The sequence below is a fragment of the Bacillus sp. EAC genome, from assembly GCF_002156875.1.
In the GTDB taxonomy this organism is placed as follows: Bacteria; Bacillota; Bacilli; order Bacillales; family Bacillaceae_G; genus Gottfriedia.
Map to the genome: position 1 here is coordinate 277,172 of NZ_NCSY01000004.1, position 23,325 is coordinate 300,496.

Here is a 23,325-nt window from a genome sequence, read left to right on the forward strand (position 1 = left end):
GGTTTTTTAACTTGAATGGCGTCTTTTTTTGATAAAATAGAAAAGGAAGACACCTAGAATTATGGCTAGCACACCATAGATAATCGACGAATAAATATCCATATACTCAACAATTTTTTTCCATGATGCTCCAACTGATGCACCCACATAAACAAGAATTGTATTCCAAATTAGTGAACCAAGGAGAGTAAATAATAAAAAAGTCCAAAAGTTCATTCGAGACATTCCAGCAGGGATTGAGATTAAACTTCGTATTAAAGGTATTAATCGGCAGAAAAACACTGTCCAAACACCATATTTGGAAAACCAGTCATTTGCTTTATGTATATCTTTTTTTGTAAGACGAAGGAAATGTCCCCATTTTGCTACAATTCTTTCAAGCTTTTTCACATCAAGTAATGTACCGATTCCATACAAGATGATTGCACCAACAATTGATCCTAAAGTTGAGTAGAATATCACGCCGATTTTTGTTAGGGAAGATTGGGTTGTCATGAACCCTCCGAAAGTTAAAATCACCTCAGATGGGATTGGAGGGAAAATATTTTCGAGTGCTATTAATAAAAAAATCCCAAAATAACCGAATGAATTCATTGTTTCAATTATCCAATTTTGCATGACCGTACCTCTATTTTAAGTTATTTAGTATATAAGAGTTAAATGAAACTACATATTCAACATTGTGCAAAATATACTATGCAAATAGACATGAATGCAAGTTTTATGTGGTTTTATGATGAAGAAATTAATATTAGTAGTTAGTATGCTAGTTAGTATAATGGTAGTTATTAACCAGCTCAATTTAAACTAGGGGTGATCTAAATTGTATAAAGCAATTATATTCGATGTAGATGGTACGATTTTAGATACTGAGTCTGCAATTTTAAAATCATTTCAAAAAACATTATTAGACCATACAGGTGTAGAACATAAACTTTCGAATTTAATATTTTGCTTAGGGATTCCAGGGAAAGAATCATTAAAAAGACTTAATATTGAAAATGTAGATGAAGTTCATAAAGAATGGTGTAAGAATGTCTTACTGTTTTCACATGAAGTAAGTGTATTTAATGGACTGAAAAAAATCATCGAAACAATTGCCTTAAATAAAATGACAGGCGTTGTTACTTCTAAAACCAGACAAGAAATGAGAAATGAATATGATTCCTTTGAGTTAAATACTCATCTTCCACTTGAAATTTGTGCGGATGATACAGTGCACCATAAGCCACATCCACAACCTCTGCAAACTTTTTTGGAAAAAGCGTCGGTTCAACCGAGTGAAGCAATTTACATTGGTGATTCTATTTATGATATGCAGTGTGCAAAAGCAGCTGGGGTTCATTTTGGTCTAGCCTTATGGGGAGCTAAATCTGCAGAAAATTTTATCGATGCAGAATATATTTTTGAAAAACCAAAGGATTTATTACAATTAATAAAGAAATAAAGTTGAACTAGTGAAAAGATAAGGTAGGGATTAATATGTCATCAAATTTTGAAGCAATCTTTGAAGCGCCAAGTGCAAAAGAGTATGTTGATTTAAGAGTTGCAGCAGGTTTAAGTCCTAAAGAAATTGAAGCTTCTTCAATCGGATTAAGCAATTCAGTTCATGTTGTAACATTTAGAGATCAGTCTAAGCTGATTGGAATGGGTAGAATTATTGGTGACGGTGGTTGTTTTTTTCAAATCGTTGATATAGCTGTTGATCCTGAATATCAAGGTAAAGGGATTGGAAATCATATCATGAGTGAATTAACGAATTTTATCGAGAACAAGTTACCAAAAGGGGCCTATATTAGTTTAATAGCTGATTTACCTGCAGATGGATTATATGAAAAATTTGGATTTGATTATACTGCACCCAAATCTGTCGGAATGTACCGAGCAATTAGATAAACTGTTTTGGAATTATAGGAGGGAAACTTATGTTTAAAATTCAATTAGATTCTGAGCTTTCTATTAACTTATTAACCCCAAAATATGCTGGTATCCTTGTTGAAGCACTAATTGAAAATCAAGAATGCTTGAAAGAATGGTTAATCTGGGCTGAAACTATACCTAGTGTTGAAGAGTATAAAAAAACAATTATTCCAATGTGGCTTCAAAAGTTTGCTGATAATAATGGTTTTGAAACAGCCATTTTTTATAAAGATGAACTTATTGGAATGGCAGGGTTACATTATATCGATTGGACCAATCAAGCGACAGAAATAGGCTATTGGTTAAGCAATCGTTGGCAAGGAAAAGGAATTATGACACGTGTTGTTGAAGGGTTGACTACATATTGCTTTAAGGAACTTGAGCTTAATCGAGTTGTAATAAGAGCTGCAGTTGAAAATAGAAAGAGCAGAGCGATTCCAGAACGACTTGAATTTAAAGAAGAAGGTATACTTAGAGCAGCGCAACAAATAAGAGGTAGTTCAGTCGATTTAGCAATCTATAGCATGCTGAAACAAGACTGGAAACAGAGAAATAAATAAAGAGTAGAGAAGTACGTTAGCTTATCTTGCTAACGTTTCTTTATGGTTTTTATAGATGAATGCTAGGTAATTAGGAGGGATTTATGAAAAACTATGAGATTATTCTTTTCGATCTAGATGGTACATTAACTGATCCTAAAGTGGGAATTGTCAACTCAATTAAATATGCTCTTCATAAAATGAAAAAGCCTGGATTAATAGAATTAGATCTTTTAAAATTCATAGGTCCACCAATACAACATTCATTTGCGAATATATGTCACATGAATGAAGAAGAGGTACAACAAGCAGTTCATTATTATCGTGAGTACTTTTCAAAAAATGGTATGATGGAAAATAAGTTATATGATGGCATAAGAGAACTTTTAAATGCATTACATAAAGAGGGTAAGAAATTACTCGTTGCAACTTCTAAACCAACAGTATTTGCAGTTCAGATTGTAAACTATTTTCAACTAGAAAATTATTTTATTGAAGTTGTTGGGAGTGAATTAGATGGTACGAGAATTGACAAGAAGGATATCATTGAGTACATCTTTCAAAAATATGCGTTTTTCCCTAAACAGAATGCAGTTATGATAGGAGATCGCTCTCACGATATAATAGGTGCAAAAAAGATGAATGTGCATTCTATTGGAGTGGAGTATGGATACGGTAGTAAAGAAGAATTAGTAAATGCAGGGGCCGATTATATTGCAAAAAGTGTGAGTCATTTAAACATGCTTTTACAAGATAATAAGGTTAATAGATAGAGTGATTGGGAGGAACTATGAAGACTAGTAAAGTACATTATGCATGGATCATTCTGATTGTAACTTTCTTATCCGTAATTATTGCAGCAGTAACAAATACAATGTCAGGTGTGATGATGATACCGTTTGAAGATGAATTCGGATGGAGTAGGGCATCAATTTCTGGTGCGTTTGCTGTTTGTATTACACTTGTGGGATTTTCAGGACCGTTTATAGCAGGACTTTACCAAAAGTTTAACGTCAGAAAAGTTTTATTGGTAGGAATGGGGACTTTATTAACAGCAATACTATTGACAACAATAATGACACAATTATGGCAGCTTTATATCATTTGGGGAGTTATTATTGGATTAAGTGCCGGTGCATTTTTAACAGTATTAAATGCTTATATTGCTACTACATGGTTTGAGAAAAAGCGTGGATTAGCGCTCGGTCTTTTAACTTCAAGTTCAGCTGCAGGGCAGCTTATTTTCTTACCTTTATTGGCATATGTAGTTGAACAGTATTCATGGAGAAATGCAGTTTTGATTATTTTCAGTTTTGGTATGCTCATCTATTTATTAATTTGGATTTTTATGAAGAATGATCCATCAGATGTGGGAGTTTATCCACTTGGGGCAGATAAAAGTAACCAAAAACAAACGAACAATGTTAATCCTGTGAACGCAGCTTTTGAAGGATTAAAGCTTGGAGTAAAATCAAAAGTATTTTGGCTTTTAGCAGGTAGTTTTTTCATTTGTGGCTTTTCAACTAGTGGATTAATAGGAACTCATTTTATTTCACTTTGTATAGATTATGGATATAGGGAAGTAACAGCAGCAAGCATATTAGCATTTATGGGAATCTTTAATATTATTGGAACAACTTTATCCGGATATATTTCAGATCGTTATGATAATCGTTGGCTTTTATTTTGGTACTACGGTTTAAGAGGGTTATCTCTGTTAATTTTACCATTTGCGTTATCAACTAATTCTTTAGTTTATTTGGCAGCGTTTGCCATTTTTTATGGTATGGATTGGATCGCAACAGTTCCACCTACAATAAAATTAGCGACTGATCATTTCGGAAAAGAAAAAGTTGGCGTAATATATGGATGGATTTACTCAGCACACCAACTTGGAGCCGGAGCTGCTGCATATGGCGGTGGATTAATTTATTCATGGTTAAATGCGTATCAATCAATTTTCATCGCTGCAGGAATTTTCTGTTTAGTAGCGACATTATTTGTCCTTAATATTAAAAGAAGAACAGTATTAGATCAAAATCTTTCTGCTTAAAAATTAAATCATTTTCGAGGTAAAATCATGACGTACTTATATAAAATAACGAAAGAAAAATATCGAGTTATGCGTCAAAAAAATTGTTTCTGGGAAGGGAAAATTAGTAAAATAGCAACTTTAGAAAACATAAAGTTCGAAAAGCTAACTCGATTTGCTTTTGGAGGAAATATCGTTTATAGCATTGATGGGAAGCTTGTCGTTAAACTATTTCCATCTTACGTTAATGATGAATTTATTCAAGAGAAAAAGGTACTGGAGCATTTAAACGGACGAAAATTATCAGTTGATATTCCAAAGCTTATAGCGACGGGTCAATTTGAGGGATGGAATTACATAATTATGAGTGAACTTAAAGGTAATCTTTTAATTGATCTATTCGATTCATTAACTAAAATTGAAAAAGAACAAATTGCAGCTGACCTCGGTAATTTAATTAAAGAAGTTCACAGATCAACAGAATCGATAAATAAAGAAGACCTAAAGTCATGGAATCATTTCTTAGCTGAACAATTTGAGAAATTGAAAGAACATCATAAAAATGCTGGTATTAGAGATGAACTGTATGAACAATTAACTGATTATGTAGATGCAAAATCGATTCAACAGACTGATAAACTTGTATTATTAACAGGTGAATATACCCCATTTAATTTAATTATGAATAAAGAGAATGGGTTATGGAAAATTTCTGGTTTAATTGATTTTGCAGATTGTTTTGTAGGAAACCCAAAATATGACTTACTAGGTCCAATAGCTTTTATGTTCTTTCCAACTAAAGATTTAAATCGAATATTTTTAGAAAGTTATGGCTTTAAGAAGGAAGATTTAAATGAATTATTTCAAAAAGAATTAATGACCTATTTATTACTCCATCGTTTCAGTAATATAAGCTATTATCAAGAGAAATTGGAAGCGGCGAAGGAAGCAAAAAGCTTTAAGGAGCTCGAAGATATATTCTTTAATGTTAAATAGGTAAAAAAATAAAAAGTACGTAGAAAATGGCAAAATAACTTGTCATTTCTACGTACTTTTTTATGAACGCTCTGTTAATGTTTATTGTTGATATTAAACAAAACGAATTGTTCGAAAAAGATTTAGGGTTAGAAATAAAGAATGCTAAAAAAGATTTGATTAGAGCAGATATGCGAGACTCCTGTGGGAGTAGCGAGAAGGATGAGCCCCCTCATGCTTGCATAGGGGGCTCAGCTCACGCCACACGAAAAAGGGTGCAACCTGTAACGTAAATCAACATTATCTTTTAACAGAGCCTTTATGAAAGAGCTATTAAAAAAGGATATAACTCAGCGGTCATAACATTTTTCATCACGGCAGGATCATTATTCATTATTTCTTCAGCTTTTTGACGCGTTTCTGTATTTAGAATGACGATGCCAAATTCAGCAGCTTCAGTTCTCCCAGCTAAAAATACTGTTTTTTCATTATTTAAGTTTTGAAGATAGTGAAAGTGCTCTGAAACAATAGCTCTTTCTTCTTCAGTTGAATCGTTTAAAAAAGTTGAACGAACGGGTTTTATTACATAAATAAAGTTTTCCATGTATCACTCATCCAATCGTATAATGTTAATAATAATATAGCACGTCAAGTATAGAATATGTGATGTTTCGGAGGCGGAATCCATTAAAGAATTAATAGTAGCGAAACTTAAACAGCTTGAAGAAGAGCACGATGTGAAAATTTTATTTGCAGTCGAATCTGGAAGTAGAGCTTGGGGATTCCCTTCTAAGGATAGTGACTATGATGTACGGTTTGTTTATGTAAATCGTATTGACTGGTATTTAAGTATTGATCAAAAACGTGATGTGATTGAGTATCCTATCAACGATATGCTTGATTTTAGTGGGTGGGATGTAAAAAAGGCATTAAATCTTTTTGCTAAATCAAATCCAGCTTTATTAGAATGGCTAAGGTCACCGATCGTTTATGCAGATGAATTAACTGTTTCAGAAGAACTTAGGAAAACAGGTAATGAAATACTCTCCAAAAAAGCATGTATTTATCATTATTTACATATGGCTAAAGGGAATTATAAGGATTATCTGCAGAGCCAAGAGGTAAAGATAAAGAAATATTTCTATGTGTTACGACCTATTTTAGCTTGTATGTGGATTGAAAAATTTCAAGAAATCCCACCCGTATTGTTTGATGCACTTCTTGAAATGGATGGACTAGATGAACAGTTTTTAGCTGAAGTAAATAGTTTGCTCATACGAAAAAAACAAGGTGATGAGTTTGATTTAGAGCCAAGGAAAAAAATTCTAAATGATTTTATAGAAGAAAAAATACAATTTTTTGAAGAATATGTAAAGAACATCAATGAATCAAATGAGATGGACATTGAGGCATTAAACGCTTTATTTAGAAAGACAATAAACGAAACTTGGGAGTAACAAGGAATATTCCAAGCGGTTTTTGGGAAAAATTTCATTTGTATTTCTACAAAATGTTTCCCAAATTGCATTGGAGTGTGAACGAACGTGGCGAATTTAGAAAGTTTATTAAATCAACAGCTGGCTAATTGGAATGTACTTTATGTGAAATTACATAATTATCATTGGTATGTAAAAGGACAGAATTTTTTTACACTTCATGAAAAATTTGAAGTTTATTATGACGACGCAAAAGTAATGGTAGATGAGTTGGGTGAACGTATTTTAACAATTGGGGCTAAACCAATCGCTACCCTTCGTGAATATTTAGAAACAGCTACAATTAAAGAAGGAAACCATACGTTTAGCGCAGAAGAAATGGTATCTGATTTAATTAAGGATTATGAAAAAATCGTACAAGAATCAAGAGATGTTATTTCAGTAGCAGAAGAAAGTAATGATCAAGAAACTGCGGATTTATTTTTAGGGAAAATAGCAGAAATAGAAAAGATGCTTTGGATGTTGAAATCTTTTCTTGGTAAATGAATAATTATTAATTTTAATGGGTTAGTTGATTCACATGTTGTGATCAGCTAATCCATTTTTTTATTTTGGGAAACGAGAAACATAATAGTTTTCCCTTTAAATTCACAGGTTTTTCATAAGCGTTGAAATAATTGTTAGAGAATTCCAGAAAAAAATATAAATTTATATAAAATAAATTGTATAATTATTTACAATTAAGTATAATTATTCATTATATAAAGTATTGGATTTTGAAAAAGGGGATGGGTAAATGAACAAGGTTCTTTCAGAAAGCAGTCTTAAAAAGAATGGCTATACACAAAAAACAAAATGGAGTGTTGCAAAAAACAATTTTAATCCTGTAAAATGGTCGGATTTTAAGGGGAAGAATTTTTTATCAATTAGTCATTTTTCTTCGAGTGAATTATTGTTTTTACTTGAAAAAGCGCTTGAGTTTAAAAACATGCAAAAAGCCGGACAGTCACACCCTTACTTAAAAGATAAGGTATTGGGAATGATTTTTGAAAAAAATTCAACTAGAACTAGATTGTCGTTTGAAATAGGCATGATGCAGTTAGGTGGTCATGCAATATTTATGAATAGTAAAGATTTACAGATTGGTAGAGGAGAAAGTGTTCATGACACTTCAAAAGTTTTTTCTCGCTATGTAGATGGAGTGATGATCCGTGCAAATTCGCATGACATGGTTACAGAGTTCGCAGAACATTCAACAGTTCCAATTATTAATGGATTAACAGATTTACATCATCCGGCTCAAATTATGGCAGATTTTCTAACAATTCTAGAACACAAAGGTAGATTAAAAGGTTTGAAGATTAACTATATTGGTGATGGGAATAATAATGTATGCCATTCGTTTATCGAAGGATCGGCTAAGTTAGGAATTCACTTAACCATTTCTTGTCCAATTGGATATGAGCCGAATAAAGTTGTCCTGCAATCTATGAAACATGTGGCAAAAACAACTGGAAGTATCATTGAAGTTGTGAATGATCCCAAAGCTGGAGTAAGCGATGCCGATGTTGTTGTAACAGATGTTTGGACCAGTATGGGCCAAGAAAAAGAAACAGAAATTCGATTCAAACACTTTAGCTCATTTCAAGTAAATGATCACCTATTGGAAAATGCAAAAGAAGATTATTTGTTTTTACATTGTTTACCTGCCCATCGTGGAGAGGAAGTAACTGCTTCAGTAATTGATGGAAAACACTCAGTTGTTTTTGATGAAGCAGAGAATCGATTACATGCTCAGAAAGCGATTTTAGTAGCCTTAATGGGAGACTTATAAATTCATAATTTAAATTTAGGGGGAAAAAAAATGACAAAAGAAAAAATTGTTTTAGCATATTCAGGTGGTTTAGATACTTCGGTTTGTATTAAATGGTTACAAGAAAAGTATGATTATGATGTTATCGCGCTCTGTCTTGACTTAGGTGAAGGGAAAGATGTTGAAACAGTTCGCCAAAAAGCATTAGATTTGGGTGCAATAAAGTCATATATGATCGATGCGAAGGAACTTTTTGCAGCGGATTATATTATTCCTGCTTTAAAAGCAAATGCATTATATGAAGGAAAGTATCCACTGTCCTCAGCGTTATCAAGACCTTTAATTGCGAAGTTATTAGTCGATGTTGCTGAGCAAGAGGGAGCTATAGCTGTTGCTCATGGTTGTACAGGTAAAGGGAATGACCAAGTTCGTTTTGAAGTCTCAGTTATGGCCCTAAATCCTACACTTAAAGTAGTTGCTCCGGTTCGTGAATGGGGAATGACTCGTGATGAGGAAATAAACTATGCAAATGAAAACGGTGTACCAATTCCAGTTGACTTAGATAATCCGTTCTCTATTGATGCAAATATTTGGGGAAGAGCGTGTGAAGCAGGTGTCCTTGAAAATCCTTGGAACGAAGCACCTGAAGAGGCATTTGCATGGACGAATTCGATCGAGCAAACTCCTGACAAACCAGAATATATCGAAATTGAATTTAGTGAAGGAGTTCCAGTAGCTCTAAATGGTCATTCAATAAACCTAGTTCAGTTAATAGAAGAACTAAATACTTTAGGTGGAAAACACGGTATTGGAAGAATTGATCATATTGAAAATAGATTAGTAGGAATTAAATCACGTGAAGTATATGAGAATCCTGCAGCACTAATATTAATTAATGCACATAAAGAATTAGAGTTTCTTACTTTACCCCGTGAAGTAACAAACTTCAAGGTTACAATTGAACAGCAATTTTCAAAATCACTTTATGATGGCTTATGGTATTCACCATTAATGAAAGCATTAGATGCCTTTATTAACACAACTCAAGAAACTGTATCAGGAATTATTCGTGTGAAATTATTTAAAGGCAGCCAAACAGTAGTTGGACGAAAATCAAATTACAGTTTATATAACGAGGAGCTTGCTACGTATTCAAAAGGAGACTTATTTGACCATAATGCAGCAGTTGGCTTCATCAAGCTATGGGGTTTACCAACAAAAGTTTATAGTGAAGTGACAAATAAAAAGACGGTATTTAGTAAATAAAGGAACTAATTAGTAGAAAAGGAGGAGCTTATGTCAAAGCTATGGGGTGGACGTTTTACGAAGGAGACGAACAAATTGGTTGAAGAATTCACAGCTTCAATTCAATTTGATCAATTAATGGCAAAAGAAGATATTGCTGGCAGTATAGCACATGCAACGATGCTTGGTGAGTGCGGAATCATTGAAAAAAATGAAATCGAATTGATCATAAAAGGCTTAAATCAAATCTTGGAGAAAATAGAAAATAATGAAGTCCAATTTAATATTGAAAATGAAGATATTCATATGAATATTGAGAGTATGTTAATTGAAGAAATTGGACCAATTGGAGGGAAATTACATACTGGACGAAGTCGAAATGACCAAGTAGCTACAGATATGCATCTTTATTTAAAAAATAAAACCTCTTCAATTATTTCTTTAATTGAAGAGGTGCAAAACGTAATTATTCAGCGAGCAAAGAATCATGTATTTACGATCATGCCTGGATACACTCATTTGCAACGCGCTCAACCAGTCTCATTTGCCCATCATTTATTAGCGTACTTTTGGATGTTAGAACGTGACAAAGGTCGTTTCAAAGATAGTTTGAAGCGAGTAAATATATCACCATTAGGTGCAGGAGCTTTGGCTGGTACAACATTTCCTATTAATCGCAAATTTTCTGCTGAATTATTGGGTTTTGACGATATCTATCAAAATAGCTTAGATGCTGTTAGTGATCGAGATTTTATTGTAGAGTTTCTTTCTCATTCATCATTGTTAATGACTCACATATCTAGATTATCTGAAGAACTTGTTATTTGGTCTAGTCAAGAGTTTCAATTTATCGAGCTAGATGATGCTTTTTGCACGGGATCTAGTATTATGCCACAAAAGAAAAATCCAGATGTCCCTGAATTACTTCGTGGTAAAACAGGTAGAGTATATGGAAGTTTGTTTGGTTTGTTAACGGTATTGAAGGGATTACCTTTAGCGTACAACAAAGATATGCAGGAGGATAAAGAGGGAATGTTTGATACAGTATATACAGTACAAAGTTCACTTCAATTGCTCTCTGGTATTATTCAAACGATGAAAGTAAATGACAAACAAATGTATGAAGCAGTTCAAAAAGATTATTCCAACGCTACAGATCTTGCGGATTATTTAGTGCGAAAAAATATTCCATTTAGACAAGCGCATGAAATTGTTGGGAAAACAGTGCTTTATGCAATCGAGCAAAATAAATTTCTTGGAGAAATAACGCTACAAGAATATAAGCAGATTAGCAATGTTTTTGATGAGGAAATATATTTTACGATACATCCTAAAACAGTCATGGAAGCAAGGGTTAGTGAAGGTGGAACTTCTTCGAATGCAGTATGGAACCAAATTTATAAAGCGGAAGAATGTGTAAGCATGAATTAATTTTATGATATAATAATTTCCTACTAAAAACGTCCAATTTAATAAGGGACGTTTTTATTTTTGAATTTTTATAGTTAAAAGACTGAATTTTGATTTAAAATTCATAAATTCAGTTAGTGTAAGTAAATACTATAAAAAAGTTTCTAATAAAAGGTAGGTATAATATGAATGGCCAAGTAAAAGGTAGTGTTTTTAAAGCATCAGAAGGTATTGCTCATGCAGTTTTTGTCATGATCGGTATAGGATCTTTAATAGAGAGTATTGGAAGGATTTTTCATTTTGATTCTCTACTAACGATAGGATTATCAGCGAAACTTTTGATGGCACCAGCCATTGGAGTAGGAATAGCAGTTCTTTTAGGAGCAAACACATTAATTATTTTCTCGGCGATGGCAGCATCCATTATTGGTTCAGGCGCGTTGCAAATGGTTGATACGACAATGACGATTAAAATGGGTGAACCAGTAGGTGCCTTGATGGCAGCATTAATTGCAATTTTTATTGGGAAAAGTGTACAAGGTAAAACGAAATTAGATTTAATGATTGTCCCACTATTATCAGTGTTAATTGCAGGTTTAGTTGGATTGTCTTTATCGAAATGGATTTCTCCTATTTTAATATCAGTAGGAAATTTCATTAAAGGATCAACAGAAGGTTCTCCAATCATTTCTTCAATTGTATTAGCGGTTGTTTGGGGGATATTAATTGTTTCACCTGCATCTTCTGCAGCATTAGCAATTGCTTTAAATTTAGATGGAATTGCTGGAGGTGCGGCATTAGCAGGGTGTGCAGCGCAATTTGTAGGATTAGCAGTCATTTCAGCAAGAGAAAATGAACCTGGAAGTATTTTAGCTTTATTAATAACAACACCAAAATTACAGCTCCCGAATGTAACTAAGAATCTAACTATTTTAATTCCAACTACTATAGCAAGCGCCGTCAGTGGACCAGTTTCTGCATTCTTATTTCATATTGAGGCGCCAAAAGAAATTGCCGGATTAGGATTATGTGCACTTGTTGCACCAATGAATTTATTATCTACATATGGAAGTTCAATTGTCATTCCGATGATTGTGACATATATTTTAGTACCAGGAATTGTTTCATATATAGTATATATCTTACTGAAAAAAATTGGTTTGATCTCAGCTGGAGAACTAAAAATATAGTCTATTAGCAAAAAAAAAGTATCTTATTGGACTGCACAATTGTTAGGTGATTCTAACTTATTGGGATTAGTTCGATGAGATACTCTTTTGTTATTTTATATCAAGTCATTTATCCATGAAGAATAATTTTAGTCCAATTCCTGTGAAAATAGTACCTTGAGCTAGATTAATAAATCGAGATGATTTTTCATTTTGTAAAAGTTTTTCTCCTAAACTCCCTGCAAAAACTGCAACAATTGAGAAGACAACTAATGTAAGTACCATAAATGTTAAGCCTAAAATAATCATTTGAAAGGGGACTGCCATCCCGTGATTTTTAGTAATGAATTGAGGTAAGAAAGCTAAGAAGAATAATGAAACTTTTGGATTAAGAACATTCATTAAAAATCCCCGACGATAAAGTGCTGGTAATGTTTGCTTTTTGGGTTTTGTAAACGAACCAACTTCATTACTTGAACGAAAAGCTTGAAATGCTAAGTAAAGTAAATAAAAGGCCCCTAAGTATTTTAAAATAGAGAAAGCAATATTAGATTGATATAACACTGCCGATAATCCGATTGAAGCAGCTAGAGTATGAATTGTAACACCAGAACAAAGTCCAAAAGCTGTTGCAATACCTTCCTTTTTACCATATGAAATACTTTGAGCCATTACAAATATGTTATCTGGTCCAGGAGCAACGATCAGTAATAATGAAACGCCAATAAATGAGAGATAAGTTGTTAAATCCAAATAAAGACCTCCTCTAAAATGTAGATAGATTTTTTTTATTCTACTTTAACATATAAGTTCATTCAATATAAATCGTAGTTGAAAGTGAAAAGGCGGAGATGAAGAAAATAGAAAAGTAAATTCTTTTCAATGCTCTTAGTTGTTATACAAGTTTGAAAAGTTATAAAATAAAGTCGAATTACATATGAAATAAATTTGTAGCGGGGGATGAGAAAGAGATGACTGAAAAAGAAAAAATGATTAATGGTGATTTATATCTTGCTAGTGATAGTGTACTTGTTAAAGATCGCGAAAATGCTAGACGCTTAACTCGTGAATTTAATCTAACTACTGAAATTGAATTTAGTAATAGAGAAAATTTGTTAAAGCAATTGTTTGGTACGACTGGAGAAAGTCTTTATATTGAACCTACATTTCGTTGTGATTATGGATACAATATCCATGTTGGTCAAAATTTTTATGCGAATTTTGATTGTGTTATTCTTGATGTTTGTACTGTACACATCGGTGAAAACTGTTTTATGGCACCAGGTGTGCATATTTACACCGCAACACATCCGTTAGACCCAATCGAGCGAGCAAGTGGTATTGAATTCGGAAAGCCTGTAACAATTGGAGATAATGTTTGGATAGGTGGTCGTGCAATCATTAATCCAGGAGTCAAAATCGGACATAATGTAGTCGTTGCGTCGGGAGCAGTTGTTACGAAAGATGTACCTGATAATGTAGTGGTCGGAGGGAATCCAGCCAGGATTATTAAAGAGATTAAATAAGTTTAGATTCATTTAACTAACTTAATCTAATGAATAGGGTTGCTATAGCAACTCTTTTCTACGAACTAAAACCTATTGGAATCGGAGGCTAATGAATGAGTGATCTAAATTTATTATTTCGTAAACGTATTGGCATTCCAGAAAATGAAAAAATTACATTTGACTTATTAAGTAACATTCTTGTAAATACAGCTATGACCTTCCCGTTTGAAAATTTATGCATAATCAGTAATAAGACAAGGAGTATTACAAAAGAGAATTTAGTGACTAAAATGTTAGTAAACCAAGAAGGTGGACTTTGTTATGAGTTAAATTCTATTTTATATTTCTTTCTAATTGAAAATGGATTTAACGCAACACTTGCAAGTGGAGTTGTTTATGATCATGCTAAAAAGGGGTATCAAGCAATTGGCAGAACGCATGCGACTATTCTTTTAACCCATGAGGAACAAATTTATTTAGTCGATACTGGCTTTGGGGCTAACATTCCATTGAAACCAGTTCCGTTAACAGGTGGGACAGTTATCTCTACAAATGGCGAATATCGAATCAAAAAAGAGGATACTAGTTTTGGAGATTATGTTCTTGAAATGAAATTAAAGCATAAGGATACAGATTGGAAAGTAGGATATGCATTTGATACGAAAGACACAACATCCGATGTATCAAAACTAAATAACATCCAAACAATCATCGCTGAACATGAAGAATCTCCATTTAATAAAAACCCATTAATTACTCGTTTAACAGATCGGGGAAATTTAACGTTAACAAATTCCTCATTTACAAAATGGGTTGATGGAATCGTTACAAAAGAAGAAATTGATAATGTGAGATTTAAAGAGTTAGCGAGTCAATATTTTGGGATGGATAATACTTAATGTAAGGAAGGTACCATTAGATGGTACCTCTTTTTCGGTAAAATTTCATAGAAATAGTTGAAAGTATTAATATGGCAATTATCATATAAGCGATACCACCAATTAACCCTAAAGTACGTGGATCTAAGTATTTTAGAGCAAATCCTGCAATGAACATTGATATACCTAGAATCGTATTTGATATAGTAGCCAGTAGTCCAAACATAGTTCCTTGATGTTGTTGATCGATTTCCTTCATAAGGATCGTATCAAAGCAAGCGTTACAAATTCCTGACATAAATGCAGCTCCACAGAACATTAGAAAAGCGAAGATTACTAAATGGGTTCTACTTAAAATTACATGAAATATCCCTTCGAGTAATAGACAAATTAAACCTGAAATAAGAAGATTTCTTCGTAGTTGATTTGCGACAGAAAAGCTTAACATCAAACCAATCCCTAACGCCCCATAAAAAAGCCCTACTCCTACATCTCCAAGATGGTACACTCGAATGGCATAAATACTTATAAGAACATTATCTAATCCATTAATCGAAGCAATTAATATTTCACAGAATAGAAGAATTTGTACCGGAACAGATATCAAAATTACTTTTTTAAAGACGGAAAATAGATTTTTCTTTTTAGTAGCATTGTTTACTTTAACTTCTATGTTCTCAGGAAAAACAATTGTAAAAATGATGGCAGCGGATCCTAAGAATGAAGCTGCATTTAACCAATATGTTACATATGGTCCAAAAATAAATGAAACGACTCCTCCTGATAGTGCTCCAATAATTAAAACAATGCCAAGCATAACTTGTTCAAAGCTATTCACTTTTACTAAATAATCTCTGTCAACTAGTCTTGGTATTGCCGATTTTCTCGTTGGAGCATAAATAGCTTCACCAGCTGCTAACATAAATGAACTTAAATAAATAATCCAAATGTCCTGCTCACTTTTTACAAATAGAAAAGACAAAGCAAATGCAATCCTTATAAGATCAGTAGAGATTAAGATTATTTTTCTTGGAAATCGATCTGCTAACCATCCGCCAATAGGTCCAAAGAATAAGGAAGGAATAACACGAATTGCTAAAGTGATACCTATGGCCAAGCCTGATCCAGTTAATTGAAGTAGCATCGCTAATACAGCTACAGAACTAAAACGATCTCCAATTCCATTCACTATTCCAGCAAGAAATAACTTACGATATTGTTTTTCAGACTTTATAAAAGAAATAGACACCGTAGTTACCCCGATTTCTCTAGTTTTATAACTATCTAATTTTATAACTATCTAATTAGTTTTATAAAAAAATATGGGTGTCGTATGAACACCCTTAACTTAACCACCATAATTCTACCGGATTTAATTCATATTGATTATTTTCACGGTACATATACTGGCACATAATCAGTTCACGTCTTAATGTTGCATAATCTTCATGGAATTGCTTTAAATATTCATTGATTTCTTTCTCAGGATAAACTCTCCCAAACTCTAAACCTTTAATCATATGCGCAAGTACAACAAGCTTTTTCTTTCGCTGTGCAGGATAAATTTTCAGTTTTCCATCTTTCGTAAAAAAGTTATTAATAATTGCAGTACGTTCCTCATCTGTAACCGACATTTCCACGTTCGAACCACCTCCTGTTCCTACTGTAAAAATGGCTTTTGCATTCATTTCTAGAATTTTTGTGTTGAGCGAAAAAAAGATCGTATTTTTATCTCGACGTTCTTTTATAAGACCTACTTCTCGAAGTTTTCCAATGTGATGTGTGACTGTTGGTGGCTTAAGTCCTAATTTTTCAGCAAGCTCTAATCCACTCAGTTGTCCTTGTTGAAGCAAAGCGATAATACGAACTCGTGTAAGATCACCTAATGCTTTATGAAAATCAACAATCTTATTTAGTTGCATTTTAAAACCACCTACTTTTATGTTTATCTAATTAGATAGTAATCTAATTAGAATTGAAATTCAATACTTTGATTATATAATTTTTAAAATTTTCTTTCTTCATTTATCGATTGTTATATAAAGTGGACTAATTAATAGTGGATAAAAGCCGATAAGTGTATTAATAAAAAAATATGTACATACTTCATTGATAAAGAGTCTAGAGAAAAACTCGATTAAATGTGAAAGTGAGTTTAGTATATATCATTTGAATGCATCGGAAGGTGGAACAAATAAATGTCAGTCATAAATAAAATAGCAAGTGCACTAAATCGTAATGATGAGGAGCCTAATGTTAAGCTTGCCATACAAATTGTAAATGAACACAATAAAGATTCTGTTAAAGTACTAGTAGACAATTTATTTAACAAGAACAAAGGGATTCAAAATGACTGTATAAAAGTTCTTTATGAAATTGGAGATCGTGATTCTTCATTACTTATAGATTATTTGGATGAATTTCTTACACTACTAGATAGTAAAAACAATAGACTTCAATGGGGAGTGATGACAGCACTTAACAGCGTAACTCTTTCGATTCCAGCATTAATTAATTCTGCTTTGCCCAAAATTATATCAGCAGGTGATAAAGGCTCTGTCATAACAAAAGATCAGGTGGTTAATATACTAATTAAGCTTTGTTCAATTGAGGAATATGAAGAAAATGCGTATAACTTGTTAATCGAACAACTAATTAAAAGTCCAACAAATCAATTGCCAATGTACGCCGAGAGGGCAATGCCTATAATTAAAGAAGAAAATAAACAACTTTTCGTTGAGATTCTTACTTCGCGACTTGATGAGATTGAGAAAGAGTCGAAAAGAAAACGAGTTGAAAAGGTAATAAAGAAAATTAGTGATAAATAAGAAGGACTGCTTCAGCAGTTCTTTTTGTGTTTTTGAGATTAGAAAGTATTGAGATGGAAGGAATTAGTGATATTTATATGGAATATTTTACAAAAAATAAGAGGTGGATTTAGTATGGCTAAAATAATGAATATAGCATCTTTTATCCTTTCAATGGTGAGCTTAATATTATTTTCTATTTATATGTCAGCCGGATATAGCTTGAATTTCTTAAGGGAAATATTCGGTTTCCACCCTTTAACCATCATTTTAGCTATTTGTATTTTAGCGCTTATACCAGGTTTATTAGGTTTAGCAGGTGCTCCTACATGGAAAGGAAAAGTAAGAAGTATCCTGACTTTAACAATAATAGTTCGTTTATCAACATTTCTTACAATTGTCGTTATGTTCGAAAGAATTATACAGTCGACTTAATTATTTTGGAAACTTTTATTACATAAGTTAAACCTTCAACAAAAAAGAGGTAATTTGTAGTTTTATGGAGAATTATAAATTACGTGTGATTTTCGATGGAGGAGTTAATATGAAAAAAGTTCTAGTACTTGGTGGCACAAGATTTTTTGGAAAAAGACTCGTTCAGAAATTAATCGATCGAGGGTTTGATGTTTCAATTGCAACTAGAGGTATTACGCAGGATAGTTTTGGAGATAAGTTAAATCGTTTAATTATCGATCGAAAAAATCCTGAATCCTTAAAACAATTAAGTAATCAGCATTGGGATATTGTTTATGATAATATTTGCTATACGCCAAATGAAGCGAGAGAAATCATCGAAGTTTTGACTCATCATGTAGAGAAATTTATTTTTACTTCAACGTTAGCGGTTTACGATGAAGGATTAAACCATATTGAAGAGGATTTCAATCCTTATGCATATCCAATTAAGTATGATGAATTAAATGAATATACTTATGGGGAAGGAAAACGTCTTTCAGAGGCTGTCCTATTTCAAACGGCTAGTTTCCCGGTAATTGCTCCAAGATTCCCGGTTGTATTGGGGGATGACGATTACACGAAGAGACTTCTTTTTCATGTTGAAAAAGTTGCTAATAAAGAAGAAATTGTTATTTCAGACATGGGTAGAGAGATGACATTCATCGATTCAGATGAAACAGCTGAATTCCTATATTGGTTAGGTGTGAGTAAAATAGATAGCGTAGGTCCTATTAATGCTTGTTCAAATGGAGTCATTACGTTTAATGAAATAGTAGAACTTTGTGAAGAGGCAACTGGAGAAAAAGCAAAAATTAGTATAGAAGGTCCGAAGGCTAGTCATTCACCTTTTGATGCATATAGCGATCGAACGTTGAGTAATGAAAAAGCTAAAAAAGAGGGCTTCCAATTTTCAGATGCACATGATTGGATGAAAGAGCTAATTTTTCATTTTAGTTTAGACCAGAGACAGTAAAAAAATTCACAAAAAATTCAATAGTTCCTGTTCAATAGAATTCCGAGATTCTGGAAATTCCGAAATCTCGGAAATAATAATAGAAGTTTTTCCAGAAATACGGAATAAATTTAAAGTTAAAAGTTTGAAAATTATAAATAAATTAAATATTCGTTGGTTTATCAATAGATAATCACCTATTAATAACTTGGCACACTATTTGCTAGTATGTATTTAAGAAGGATCTCAATTCGTAGAGGGGAGTAAATAAATACTAGAAATAGAATAATAGTTTGTTTTTACACCAAAAATGAAAGCGTTATCAGACGAGTGCCAAAATGTAAATTTAACAAGGAGGTTATTATGGAGATATTAATCATTTTATTATCATTAGGACTTTTAATGTTTGTTGCTTATCGTGGTTTTTCAGTTATTTTATTCGCTCCAATTTGTGCGTTATTTGCTGTACTTTTGACCGAGCCTAGTTGGGTATTTCCGTTTTTTAGTAATATATTTATGGAAAAGATGGTCGGCTTTATTAAACTGTATTTTCCAGTATTTTTACTTGGTGCTATTTTCGGTAAAATTGTTGAAATGTCAGGGATTGCTGAATCAATCGCAAAAACAATTATTCAATTAGTTGGAGCAAAACGTGCGATTTTAGCCATCGTATTAATGGGTGCAATTTTAACATATAGCGGAGTTAGTTTATTTGTAGTTGTTTTTGCCATTTATCCATTTGCTGCTAACTTATTCCGTGAAGGTAATATACCAAAACGATTAATTCCTGGAACGATTGCTTTAGGTGCATTCACTTTTACAATGGATGCTTTACCAGGTACACCACAGATTCAAAACGTAATACCTACTACATTCTTTAAAACAGACATTTATGCTGCGCCGTTTTTAGGAATTCTAGCAGCGATTTTCGTTTTCTTAATAGGGCTTTGGTATTTAGAATCAAGACGTAAAAAAGCTGAAAAAGCCGGAGAAGGATATTTAGGGTTTAATGGAGAAATTGCTGCTTCAGAAGAAACAACAGTTACAACTACTGAAGTCACTTCTTTAACTACGAATACAAATACAGTTTTAAGACAAGTATTAGCATTTGTGCCTTTAGTTTTAGTTGGCGTTTCTAATAAGTTTTTTGTTAGCTACTTTCCAGAGTGGTATCCAAATGGATTTGATTTTAAATCAATTGGATTAGAAGCATTCGGAGTAATTCAATTACCTGCAGTTGTTGGGATTTGGTCAGTAGAGTGTGCATTAATAATAGGGATACTGTCTGCAATGATTTATGGCTTCAAACAAATGAGACATAATCTTCAATCTGGTATTAATGTAAGTATAGGCGGTGCATTATTGGCTGCTATGAACACAGGAGCTGAATATGGATTTGGTGGCGTAATTTCTGCTTTACCAGGTTTTGGGTTAGTTTCTAAAGGGATTTCCACAACATTTTCGGATCCATTAGTAAATGGTGCAGTGACAACAACAACTTTAGCAGGTATTACAGGATCTGCTTCAGGTGGTATGGGAATCGCATTAAGTGCAATGTCAGATAAATACATTGAAGCGATTAATAAATACGATATTCCACCAGAAGTAATGCATCGAGTTATTTCAATGGCATCTGGAGGTATGGATACATTACCTCATAACGGTGCAGTTATAACATTATTAGCTGTAACTGGTTTAACACATCGCCAGTCATATAAAGATATTTTTGCTATTACATTAATAAAAACAGTTGCAGTTTTCTTTGTCATCGCAGTATTCAAACTAACAGGACTAGTTTAAACATGTTAATCTACTAATCTTACTTTTGAAGGGAGCAGTAATATGAGCAAGAACAAGGTTATTACATCGGTAGAAGAGGTTGTAGCAACTATTCAAGATGGAGCTACAATTATTGTTGGGGGATTTGGGCTTTGTGGAATTCCTGAAAAAATGATTTTAGCGTTAAGAGATAAAGGAACGAAAGACTTAACAATTGTAAGTAATAATTGCGGTGTTGATGATTGGGGTCTTGGTCTATTACTTGCTAACAAACAGATTAAAAAAATGGTTTCTTCATATGTTGGTGAAAATAAAATTTTTGAAAAACAGTTTTTAAGTGGTGAACTTGAAGTTGAACTTGTTCCACAGGGGACACTTGCTGAAAGAATTCGTGCAGGTGGAGCTGGGATCCCAGGTTTTTATACGGCAACCGGTGTGGGTACACCTATTGCAGAAGGTAAGGAACACAAACAGTTTAATGGCAAAACATATTTATTAGAGGAAGGCATAACAGGTGATTTTGCATTTGTTAAAGCATGGAAAGGTGATAAACAAGGTAACCTTGTTTTCAGAAAAACTGCTCGTAATTTTAATCCACTTGCAGCGATGGCTGGTAAAGTAACAATTGCTGAAGTTGAAGAATTAGTTGAAGTTGGAGAACTTGATTCTGATGAGATTCATACGCCAAGTATTTATGTGCAACATGTTTTCCAGGGACAAAATTACGAAAAACGAATTGAACGCAGAATGACAACGGGAGTATAGGGGGCTAGTAAAAATGAGAGATATTCGTCAATTAATTATTCAAACTGCTGTTAAAGAAATTCAAGATGGCATGTATGTGAACCTTGGGATTGGACTTCCTACTTTATTAGCAAATTATATTCCAGCTGGAATTGATGTAATGCTTCAATCTGAAAATGGATTATTAGGAATTGGACCTTATCCTACCGAGTCTGAGATTGATGCTGATTTAATCAATGCAGGTAAAGAAACAGTCACTGCTACAAAAGGTGCATCTTATTTTGATAGTGCTGAATCATTTGCAATGATAAGAGGTGGCCATATTGATCTGGCAATTTTGGGCGGTATGGAAGTCTCTGAAACTGGTGATTTAGCAAACTGGATGATTCCTGGCAAAATGGTTAAGGGGATGGGCGGAGCTATGGACTTAGTAAATGGTGCTAAGAAAATAGTTGTCGTAATGGAACATGTTAATAAATACGGTGAAAGCAAAGTTAAAAAATCATGTACTTTACCATTAACAGGTAAAAGTGTCGTTCATCGATTGATTACGGAATTAGCAGTTTTCAATTTTACAGACAAAGGAATGGTATTAGTAGAATGCGTAGGAGATGCTACGATTCAAGAAATACAAGAGAAAACAGAAGCTGCATTCATTATTAGTCCTGGATTGTTAAATAATGTGAACTAAAAGTGGAAGGAGAAATAAAAAATGCAACAAATGCTTTCACACAAAGTAGCATTAATTACTGGAGCTGGTAGTGGAATAGGCTATGAAATCGCTAAAACTTTCGCTGAGCAAGGTGCATCGGTTGTTTTAACTGATTTAAATGAAGAGAATGTTCAACAGTCAGCTGCTCTATTAAGGGAACAAGGATTTGAAGCAATTGGTTACGCGTGTGATGTGACGAATGAAATTCAAGTAAAGGAAGTTTTTCAACAAGTCATTGATCAATTTGGAGAACTGCATATTGTAATCAATAATGCAGGTTTACAATATGTTTCACCAATTGAAGATTTTCCAACTGAAAAGTTTGAACTTTTAATAAAGGTCATGTTAACTGCTCCATTTATTAGTATTAAACATGTATTTCCATTTATGAAAAAACAAAATTATGGCCGAATTATTAATATGGCTTCAATAAATGGATTAATTGGTTTTGCCGGAAAAGCAGCTTATAATTCTGCAAAGCATGGTGTCATCGGTTTAACGAAGGTTGCTGCATTAGAAGGATCACAATATGGGATTACTGTGAATGCAATTTGTCCAGGTTATGTGGATACACCGTTAGTTCAAAATCAATTAGCTGACTTAGCTAAGACAAGAAATGTACCGTTAGAAAATGTTTTAGAAGAAGTAATTTATCCACTAGTGCCTCAAAAACGATTGCTATCAGTGAAAGAAATTGCAAATTATGCAGTGTTTCTTGCTAGTGAATATACTAGTGGAATTACTGGCCAGGCAAATGTAATTGATGCGGGTTATACAGTACAGTAAATTATTAAAGGTAGGATAAGGATGAGGAACATGATCGATAGATTTATGTTCTTCATCCTTGATCCTGTTTTTTCTTTAGGTTCTTTTCCAAAAGATTGTTGTCTTTAGGTTTGGTCATATAGACAGTTGTTGATTGGAACGGATATGCGAGAATCATGTGAAAG

At 33.1% G+C, this 23,325-nt stretch carries 26 protein-coding genes; 21 read left to right on the forward strand and 5 right to left on the reverse strand.

All coding sequences use genetic code 11. From position 1 onward, the window contains the following. Positions 1 to 6: 6 nt before the first annotated feature. Entirely contained in the window at positions 7 to 618 is a 612-nt protein-coding gene (locus tag B7R65_RS08870) for a DedA family protein (RefSeq protein ID WP_088042404.1), read from the reverse strand. Between the two features lie 205 nt (positions 619 to 823). Between B7R65_RS08870 and B7R65_RS08875 the strand changes: the two genes are divergently transcribed. The 6 genes from B7R65_RS08875 (at position 824) to B7R65_RS08900 (ending at position 5,487) form a co-directional block, all read left to right on the forward strand. After that, entirely contained in the window at positions 824 to 1,447 is a 624-nt protein-coding gene (locus tag B7R65_RS08875; RefSeq protein ID WP_088042405.1) for an HAD family hydrolase, read from the forward strand. A gap of 35 nt (positions 1,448 to 1,482) precedes the next feature. Continuing rightward, positions 1,483 to 1,896 (forward strand): GNAT family N-acetyltransferase, encoded by a 414-nt coding sequence (locus B7R65_RS08880; protein ID WP_088042406.1) that lies wholly within the window; start codon positions 1,483 to 1,485, stop codon positions 1,894 to 1,896. 29 nt (positions 1,897 to 1,925) lie between these two features. Then, positions 1,926 to 2,480 (forward strand): GNAT family N-acetyltransferase, encoded by a 555-nt coding sequence (locus B7R65_RS08885; protein ID WP_088042407.1) that lies wholly within the window; start codon positions 1,926 to 1,928, stop codon positions 2,478 to 2,480. An 83-nt stretch (positions 2,481 to 2,563) separates the two neighbouring features. Further along, the gene (locus B7R65_RS08890; RefSeq protein WP_088042408.1) at positions 2,564 to 3,232 is read left to right on the forward strand and encodes an HAD family hydrolase; all 669 of its coding nucleotides are present in this window, start codon (positions 2,564 to 2,566) and stop codon (positions 3,230 to 3,232) included. Between the two features lie 17 nt (positions 3,233 to 3,249). Then, positions 3,250 to 4,512, forward strand: a complete 1,263-nt coding sequence (locus B7R65_RS08895; protein WP_088042409.1) for an MFS transporter — start codon at positions 3,250 to 3,252, stop codon at positions 4,510 to 4,512. A gap of 27 nt (positions 4,513 to 4,539) precedes the next feature. After that, positions 4,540 to 5,487, forward strand: a complete 948-nt coding sequence (locus tag B7R65_RS08900) for an aminoglycoside phosphotransferase family protein (RefSeq protein WP_088042410.1) — start codon at positions 4,540 to 4,542, stop codon at positions 5,485 to 5,487. Between the two features lie 298 nt (positions 5,488 to 5,785). On the opposite strand, the gene B7R65_RS08910 is transcribed toward B7R65_RS08900, so the two are convergent. Further along, positions 5,786 to 6,070: a YciI family protein gene (locus B7R65_RS08910; RefSeq protein WP_088042412.1), complete on the reverse strand. Its 285-nt coding sequence runs from the start codon at positions 6,068 to 6,070 to the stop codon at positions 5,786 to 5,788. A gap of 82 nt (positions 6,071 to 6,152) precedes the next feature. Here B7R65_RS08910 and B7R65_RS08915 point away from each other — a divergent pair, with 82 nt between their 5' ends. The 6 genes from B7R65_RS08915 (at position 6,153) to B7R65_RS08940 (ending at position 12,560) form a co-directional block, all read left to right on the forward strand. Beyond that, the gene (locus tag B7R65_RS08915; RefSeq protein ID WP_088042413.1) at positions 6,153 to 6,923 is read left to right on the forward strand and encodes a nucleotidyltransferase domain-containing protein; all 771 of its coding nucleotides are present in this window, start codon (positions 6,153 to 6,155) and stop codon (positions 6,921 to 6,923) included. Positions 6,924 to 7,010: 87 nt separating this feature from the next. Continuing rightward, entirely contained in the window at positions 7,011 to 7,448 is a 438-nt protein-coding gene (locus B7R65_RS08920; protein ID WP_088042414.1) for a Dps family protein, read from the forward strand. A gap of 250 nt (positions 7,449 to 7,698) precedes the next feature. Next, complete coding sequence (gene argF, locus B7R65_RS08925) at positions 7,699 to 8,736, forward strand: ornithine carbamoyltransferase (RefSeq protein WP_088042415.1); 1,038 nt, start codon at positions 7,699 to 7,701, stop codon at positions 8,734 to 8,736. A 30-nt stretch (positions 8,737 to 8,766) separates the two neighbouring features. Beyond that, a complete protein-coding gene (locus B7R65_RS08930; protein ID WP_088042416.1) occupies positions 8,767 to 9,981 on the forward strand; it encodes an argininosuccinate synthase in 1,215 nt (404 codons plus the stop codon). 30 nt (positions 9,982 to 10,011) lie between these two features. Continuing rightward, entirely contained in the window at positions 10,012 to 11,391 is a 1,380-nt protein-coding gene (gene argH, locus B7R65_RS08935; protein ID WP_088042417.1) for an argininosuccinate lyase, read from the forward strand. Between the two features lie 164 nt (positions 11,392 to 11,555). After that, positions 11,556 to 12,560 carry a PTS sugar transporter subunit IIC gene (locus tag B7R65_RS08940; protein WP_088042418.1) on the forward strand — a complete coding sequence of 335 codons (1,005 nt, stop codon included), beginning with the start codon at positions 11,556 to 11,558 and terminating at the stop codon, positions 12,558 to 12,560. A gap of 105 nt (positions 12,561 to 12,665) precedes the next feature. On the opposite strand, the gene B7R65_RS08945 is transcribed toward B7R65_RS08940, so the two are convergent. Then, entirely contained in the window at positions 12,666 to 13,292 is a 627-nt protein-coding gene (locus B7R65_RS08945) for a LysE family translocator (RefSeq protein ID WP_088042419.1), read from the reverse strand. A gap of 218 nt (positions 13,293 to 13,510) precedes the next feature. Between B7R65_RS08945 and B7R65_RS08950 the strand changes: the two genes are divergently transcribed. After that, entirely contained in the window at positions 13,511 to 14,065 is a 555-nt protein-coding gene (locus B7R65_RS08950; RefSeq protein WP_088042420.1) for a maltose acetyltransferase domain-containing protein, read from the forward strand. Between the two features lie 95 nt (positions 14,066 to 14,160). After that, complete coding sequence (locus B7R65_RS08955) at positions 14,161 to 14,946, forward strand: arylamine N-acetyltransferase family protein (RefSeq protein ID WP_088042421.1); 786 nt, start codon at positions 14,161 to 14,163, stop codon at positions 14,944 to 14,946. A gap of 16 nt (positions 14,947 to 14,962) precedes the next feature. Here B7R65_RS08955 and B7R65_RS08960 read toward each other — a convergent pair whose 3' ends face one another. Together B7R65_RS08960 and B7R65_RS08965 are read right to left on the reverse strand one after the other, a co-directional pair. Continuing rightward, positions 14,963 to 16,174 carry an MFS transporter gene (locus B7R65_RS08960; protein ID WP_088042422.1) on the reverse strand — a complete coding sequence of 404 codons (1,212 nt, stop codon included), beginning with the start codon at positions 16,172 to 16,174 and terminating at the stop codon, positions 14,963 to 14,965. Positions 16,175 to 16,268: 94 nt separating this feature from the next. Then, on the reverse strand, positions 16,269 to 16,847 hold the full coding sequence (locus B7R65_RS08965) for a DUF2087 domain-containing protein (protein ID WP_088042423.1): 579 nt from the start codon (positions 16,845 to 16,847) through the stop codon (positions 16,269 to 16,271). 276 nt (positions 16,848 to 17,123) lie between these two features. Between B7R65_RS08965 and B7R65_RS08970 the strand changes: the two genes are divergently transcribed. The 7 genes from B7R65_RS08970 (at position 17,124) to B7R65_RS09000 (ending at position 23,161) form a co-directional block, all read left to right on the forward strand. Further along, entirely contained in the window at positions 17,124 to 17,753 is a 630-nt protein-coding gene (locus B7R65_RS08970; RefSeq protein WP_088042424.1) for a hypothetical protein, read from the forward strand. Positions 17,754 to 17,867: 114 nt separating this feature from the next. Beyond that, positions 17,868 to 18,167 carry a hypothetical protein gene (locus B7R65_RS08975; RefSeq protein WP_088042425.1) on the forward strand — a complete coding sequence of 100 codons (300 nt, stop codon included), beginning with the start codon at positions 17,868 to 17,870 and terminating at the stop codon, positions 18,165 to 18,167. 109 nt (positions 18,168 to 18,276) lie between these two features. After that, entirely contained in the window at positions 18,277 to 19,161 is an 885-nt protein-coding gene (locus B7R65_RS08980) for an NAD-dependent epimerase/dehydratase family protein (RefSeq protein WP_088042426.1), read from the forward strand. A gap of 342 nt (positions 19,162 to 19,503) precedes the next feature. Next, complete coding sequence (locus B7R65_RS08985; protein WP_088042427.1) at positions 19,504 to 20,940, forward strand: GntP family permease; 1,437 nt, start codon at positions 19,504 to 19,506, stop codon at positions 20,938 to 20,940. A 42-nt stretch (positions 20,941 to 20,982) separates the two neighbouring features. Beyond that, entirely contained in the window at positions 20,983 to 21,684 is a 702-nt protein-coding gene (locus B7R65_RS08990; RefSeq protein ID WP_088042428.1) for a CoA transferase subunit A, read from the forward strand. Positions 21,685 to 21,697: 13 nt separating this feature from the next. After that, positions 21,698 to 22,354 carry a 3-oxoacid CoA-transferase subunit B gene (locus B7R65_RS08995; protein ID WP_088042429.1) on the forward strand — a complete coding sequence of 219 codons (657 nt, stop codon included), beginning with the start codon at positions 21,698 to 21,700 and terminating at the stop codon, positions 22,352 to 22,354. 30 nt (positions 22,355 to 22,384) lie between these two features. Beyond that, positions 22,385 to 23,161, forward strand: a complete 777-nt coding sequence (locus tag B7R65_RS09000) for a 3-hydroxybutyrate dehydrogenase (protein ID WP_088042684.1) — start codon at positions 22,385 to 22,387, stop codon at positions 23,159 to 23,161. The last annotated feature ends 164 nt before the right edge of the window (positions 23,162 to 23,325 follow it).

What these genes read in the sequence shown, in the direction of transcription:
- B7R65_RS08870 (WP_088042404.1), bottom strand. Translation starts at nt 618, where the DNA reads ATGCAAAATTGGATAATTGAAACAATGAATTCATTCGGTTATTTTGGG.
- B7R65_RS08970 (WP_088042424.1), top strand. Translation starts at nt 17,124, where the DNA reads ATGTCAGTCATAAATAAAATAGCAAGTGCACTAAATCGTAATGATGAG.
- B7R65_RS08950 (WP_088042420.1), top strand. Translation starts at nt 13,511, where the DNA reads ATGACTGAAAAAGAAAAAATGATTAATGGTGATTTATATCTTGCTAGT.
- B7R65_RS08890 (WP_088042408.1), top strand. Translation starts at nt 2,564, where the DNA reads ATGAAAAACTATGAGATTATTCTTTTCGATCTAGATGGTACATTAACT.
- B7R65_RS08955 (WP_088042421.1), top strand. Translation starts at nt 14,161, where the DNA reads ATGAGTGATCTAAATTTATTATTTCGTAAACGTATTGGCATTCCAGAA.
- B7R65_RS08975 (WP_088042425.1), top strand. Translation starts at nt 17,868, where the DNA reads ATGGCTAAAATAATGAATATAGCATCTTTTATCCTTTCAATGGTGAGC.
- B7R65_RS08995 (WP_088042429.1), top strand. Translation starts at nt 21,698, where the DNA reads ATGAGAGATATTCGTCAATTAATTATTCAAACTGCTGTTAAAGAAATT.
- B7R65_RS08965 (WP_088042423.1), bottom strand. Translation starts at nt 16,847, where the DNA reads ATGCAACTAAATAAGATTGTTGATTTTCATAAAGCATTAGGTGATCTT.
- argF (WP_088042415.1), top strand. Translation starts at nt 7,699, where the DNA reads ATGAACAAGGTTCTTTCAGAAAGCAGTCTTAAAAAGAATGGCTATACA.
- B7R65_RS08895 (WP_088042409.1), top strand. Translation starts at nt 3,250, where the DNA reads ATGAAGACTAGTAAAGTACATTATGCATGGATCATTCTGATTGTAACT.
- B7R65_RS08980 (WP_088042426.1), top strand. Translation starts at nt 18,277, where the DNA reads ATGAAAAAAGTTCTAGTACTTGGTGGCACAAGATTTTTTGGAAAAAGA.
- B7R65_RS08880 (WP_088042406.1), top strand. Translation starts at nt 1,483, where the DNA reads ATGTCATCAAATTTTGAAGCAATCTTTGAAGCGCCAAGTGCAAAAGAG.
- B7R65_RS08885 (WP_088042407.1), top strand. Translation starts at nt 1,926, where the DNA reads ATGTTTAAAATTCAATTAGATTCTGAGCTTTCTATTAACTTATTAACC.
- B7R65_RS08930 (WP_088042416.1), top strand. Translation starts at nt 8,767, where the DNA reads ATGACAAAAGAAAAAATTGTTTTAGCATATTCAGGTGGTTTAGATACT.
- argH (WP_088042417.1), top strand. Translation starts at nt 10,012, where the DNA reads ATGTCAAAGCTATGGGGTGGACGTTTTACGAAGGAGACGAACAAATTG.
- B7R65_RS09000 (WP_088042684.1), top strand. Translation starts at nt 22,385, where the DNA reads ATGCTTTCACACAAAGTAGCATTAATTACTGGAGCTGGTAGTGGAATA.
- B7R65_RS08985 (WP_088042427.1), top strand. Translation starts at nt 19,504, where the DNA reads ATGGAGATATTAATCATTTTATTATCATTAGGACTTTTAATGTTTGTT.
- B7R65_RS08910 (WP_088042412.1), bottom strand. Translation starts at nt 6,070, where the DNA reads ATGGAAAACTTTATTTATGTAATAAAACCCGTTCGTTCAACTTTTTTA.
- B7R65_RS08940 (WP_088042418.1), top strand. Translation starts at nt 11,556, where the DNA reads ATGAATGGCCAAGTAAAAGGTAGTGTTTTTAAAGCATCAGAAGGTATT.
- B7R65_RS08990 (WP_088042428.1), top strand. Translation starts at nt 20,983, where the DNA reads ATGAGCAAGAACAAGGTTATTACATCGGTAGAAGAGGTTGTAGCAACT.
- B7R65_RS08900 (WP_088042410.1), top strand. Translation starts at nt 4,540, where the DNA reads ATGACGTACTTATATAAAATAACGAAAGAAAAATATCGAGTTATGCGT.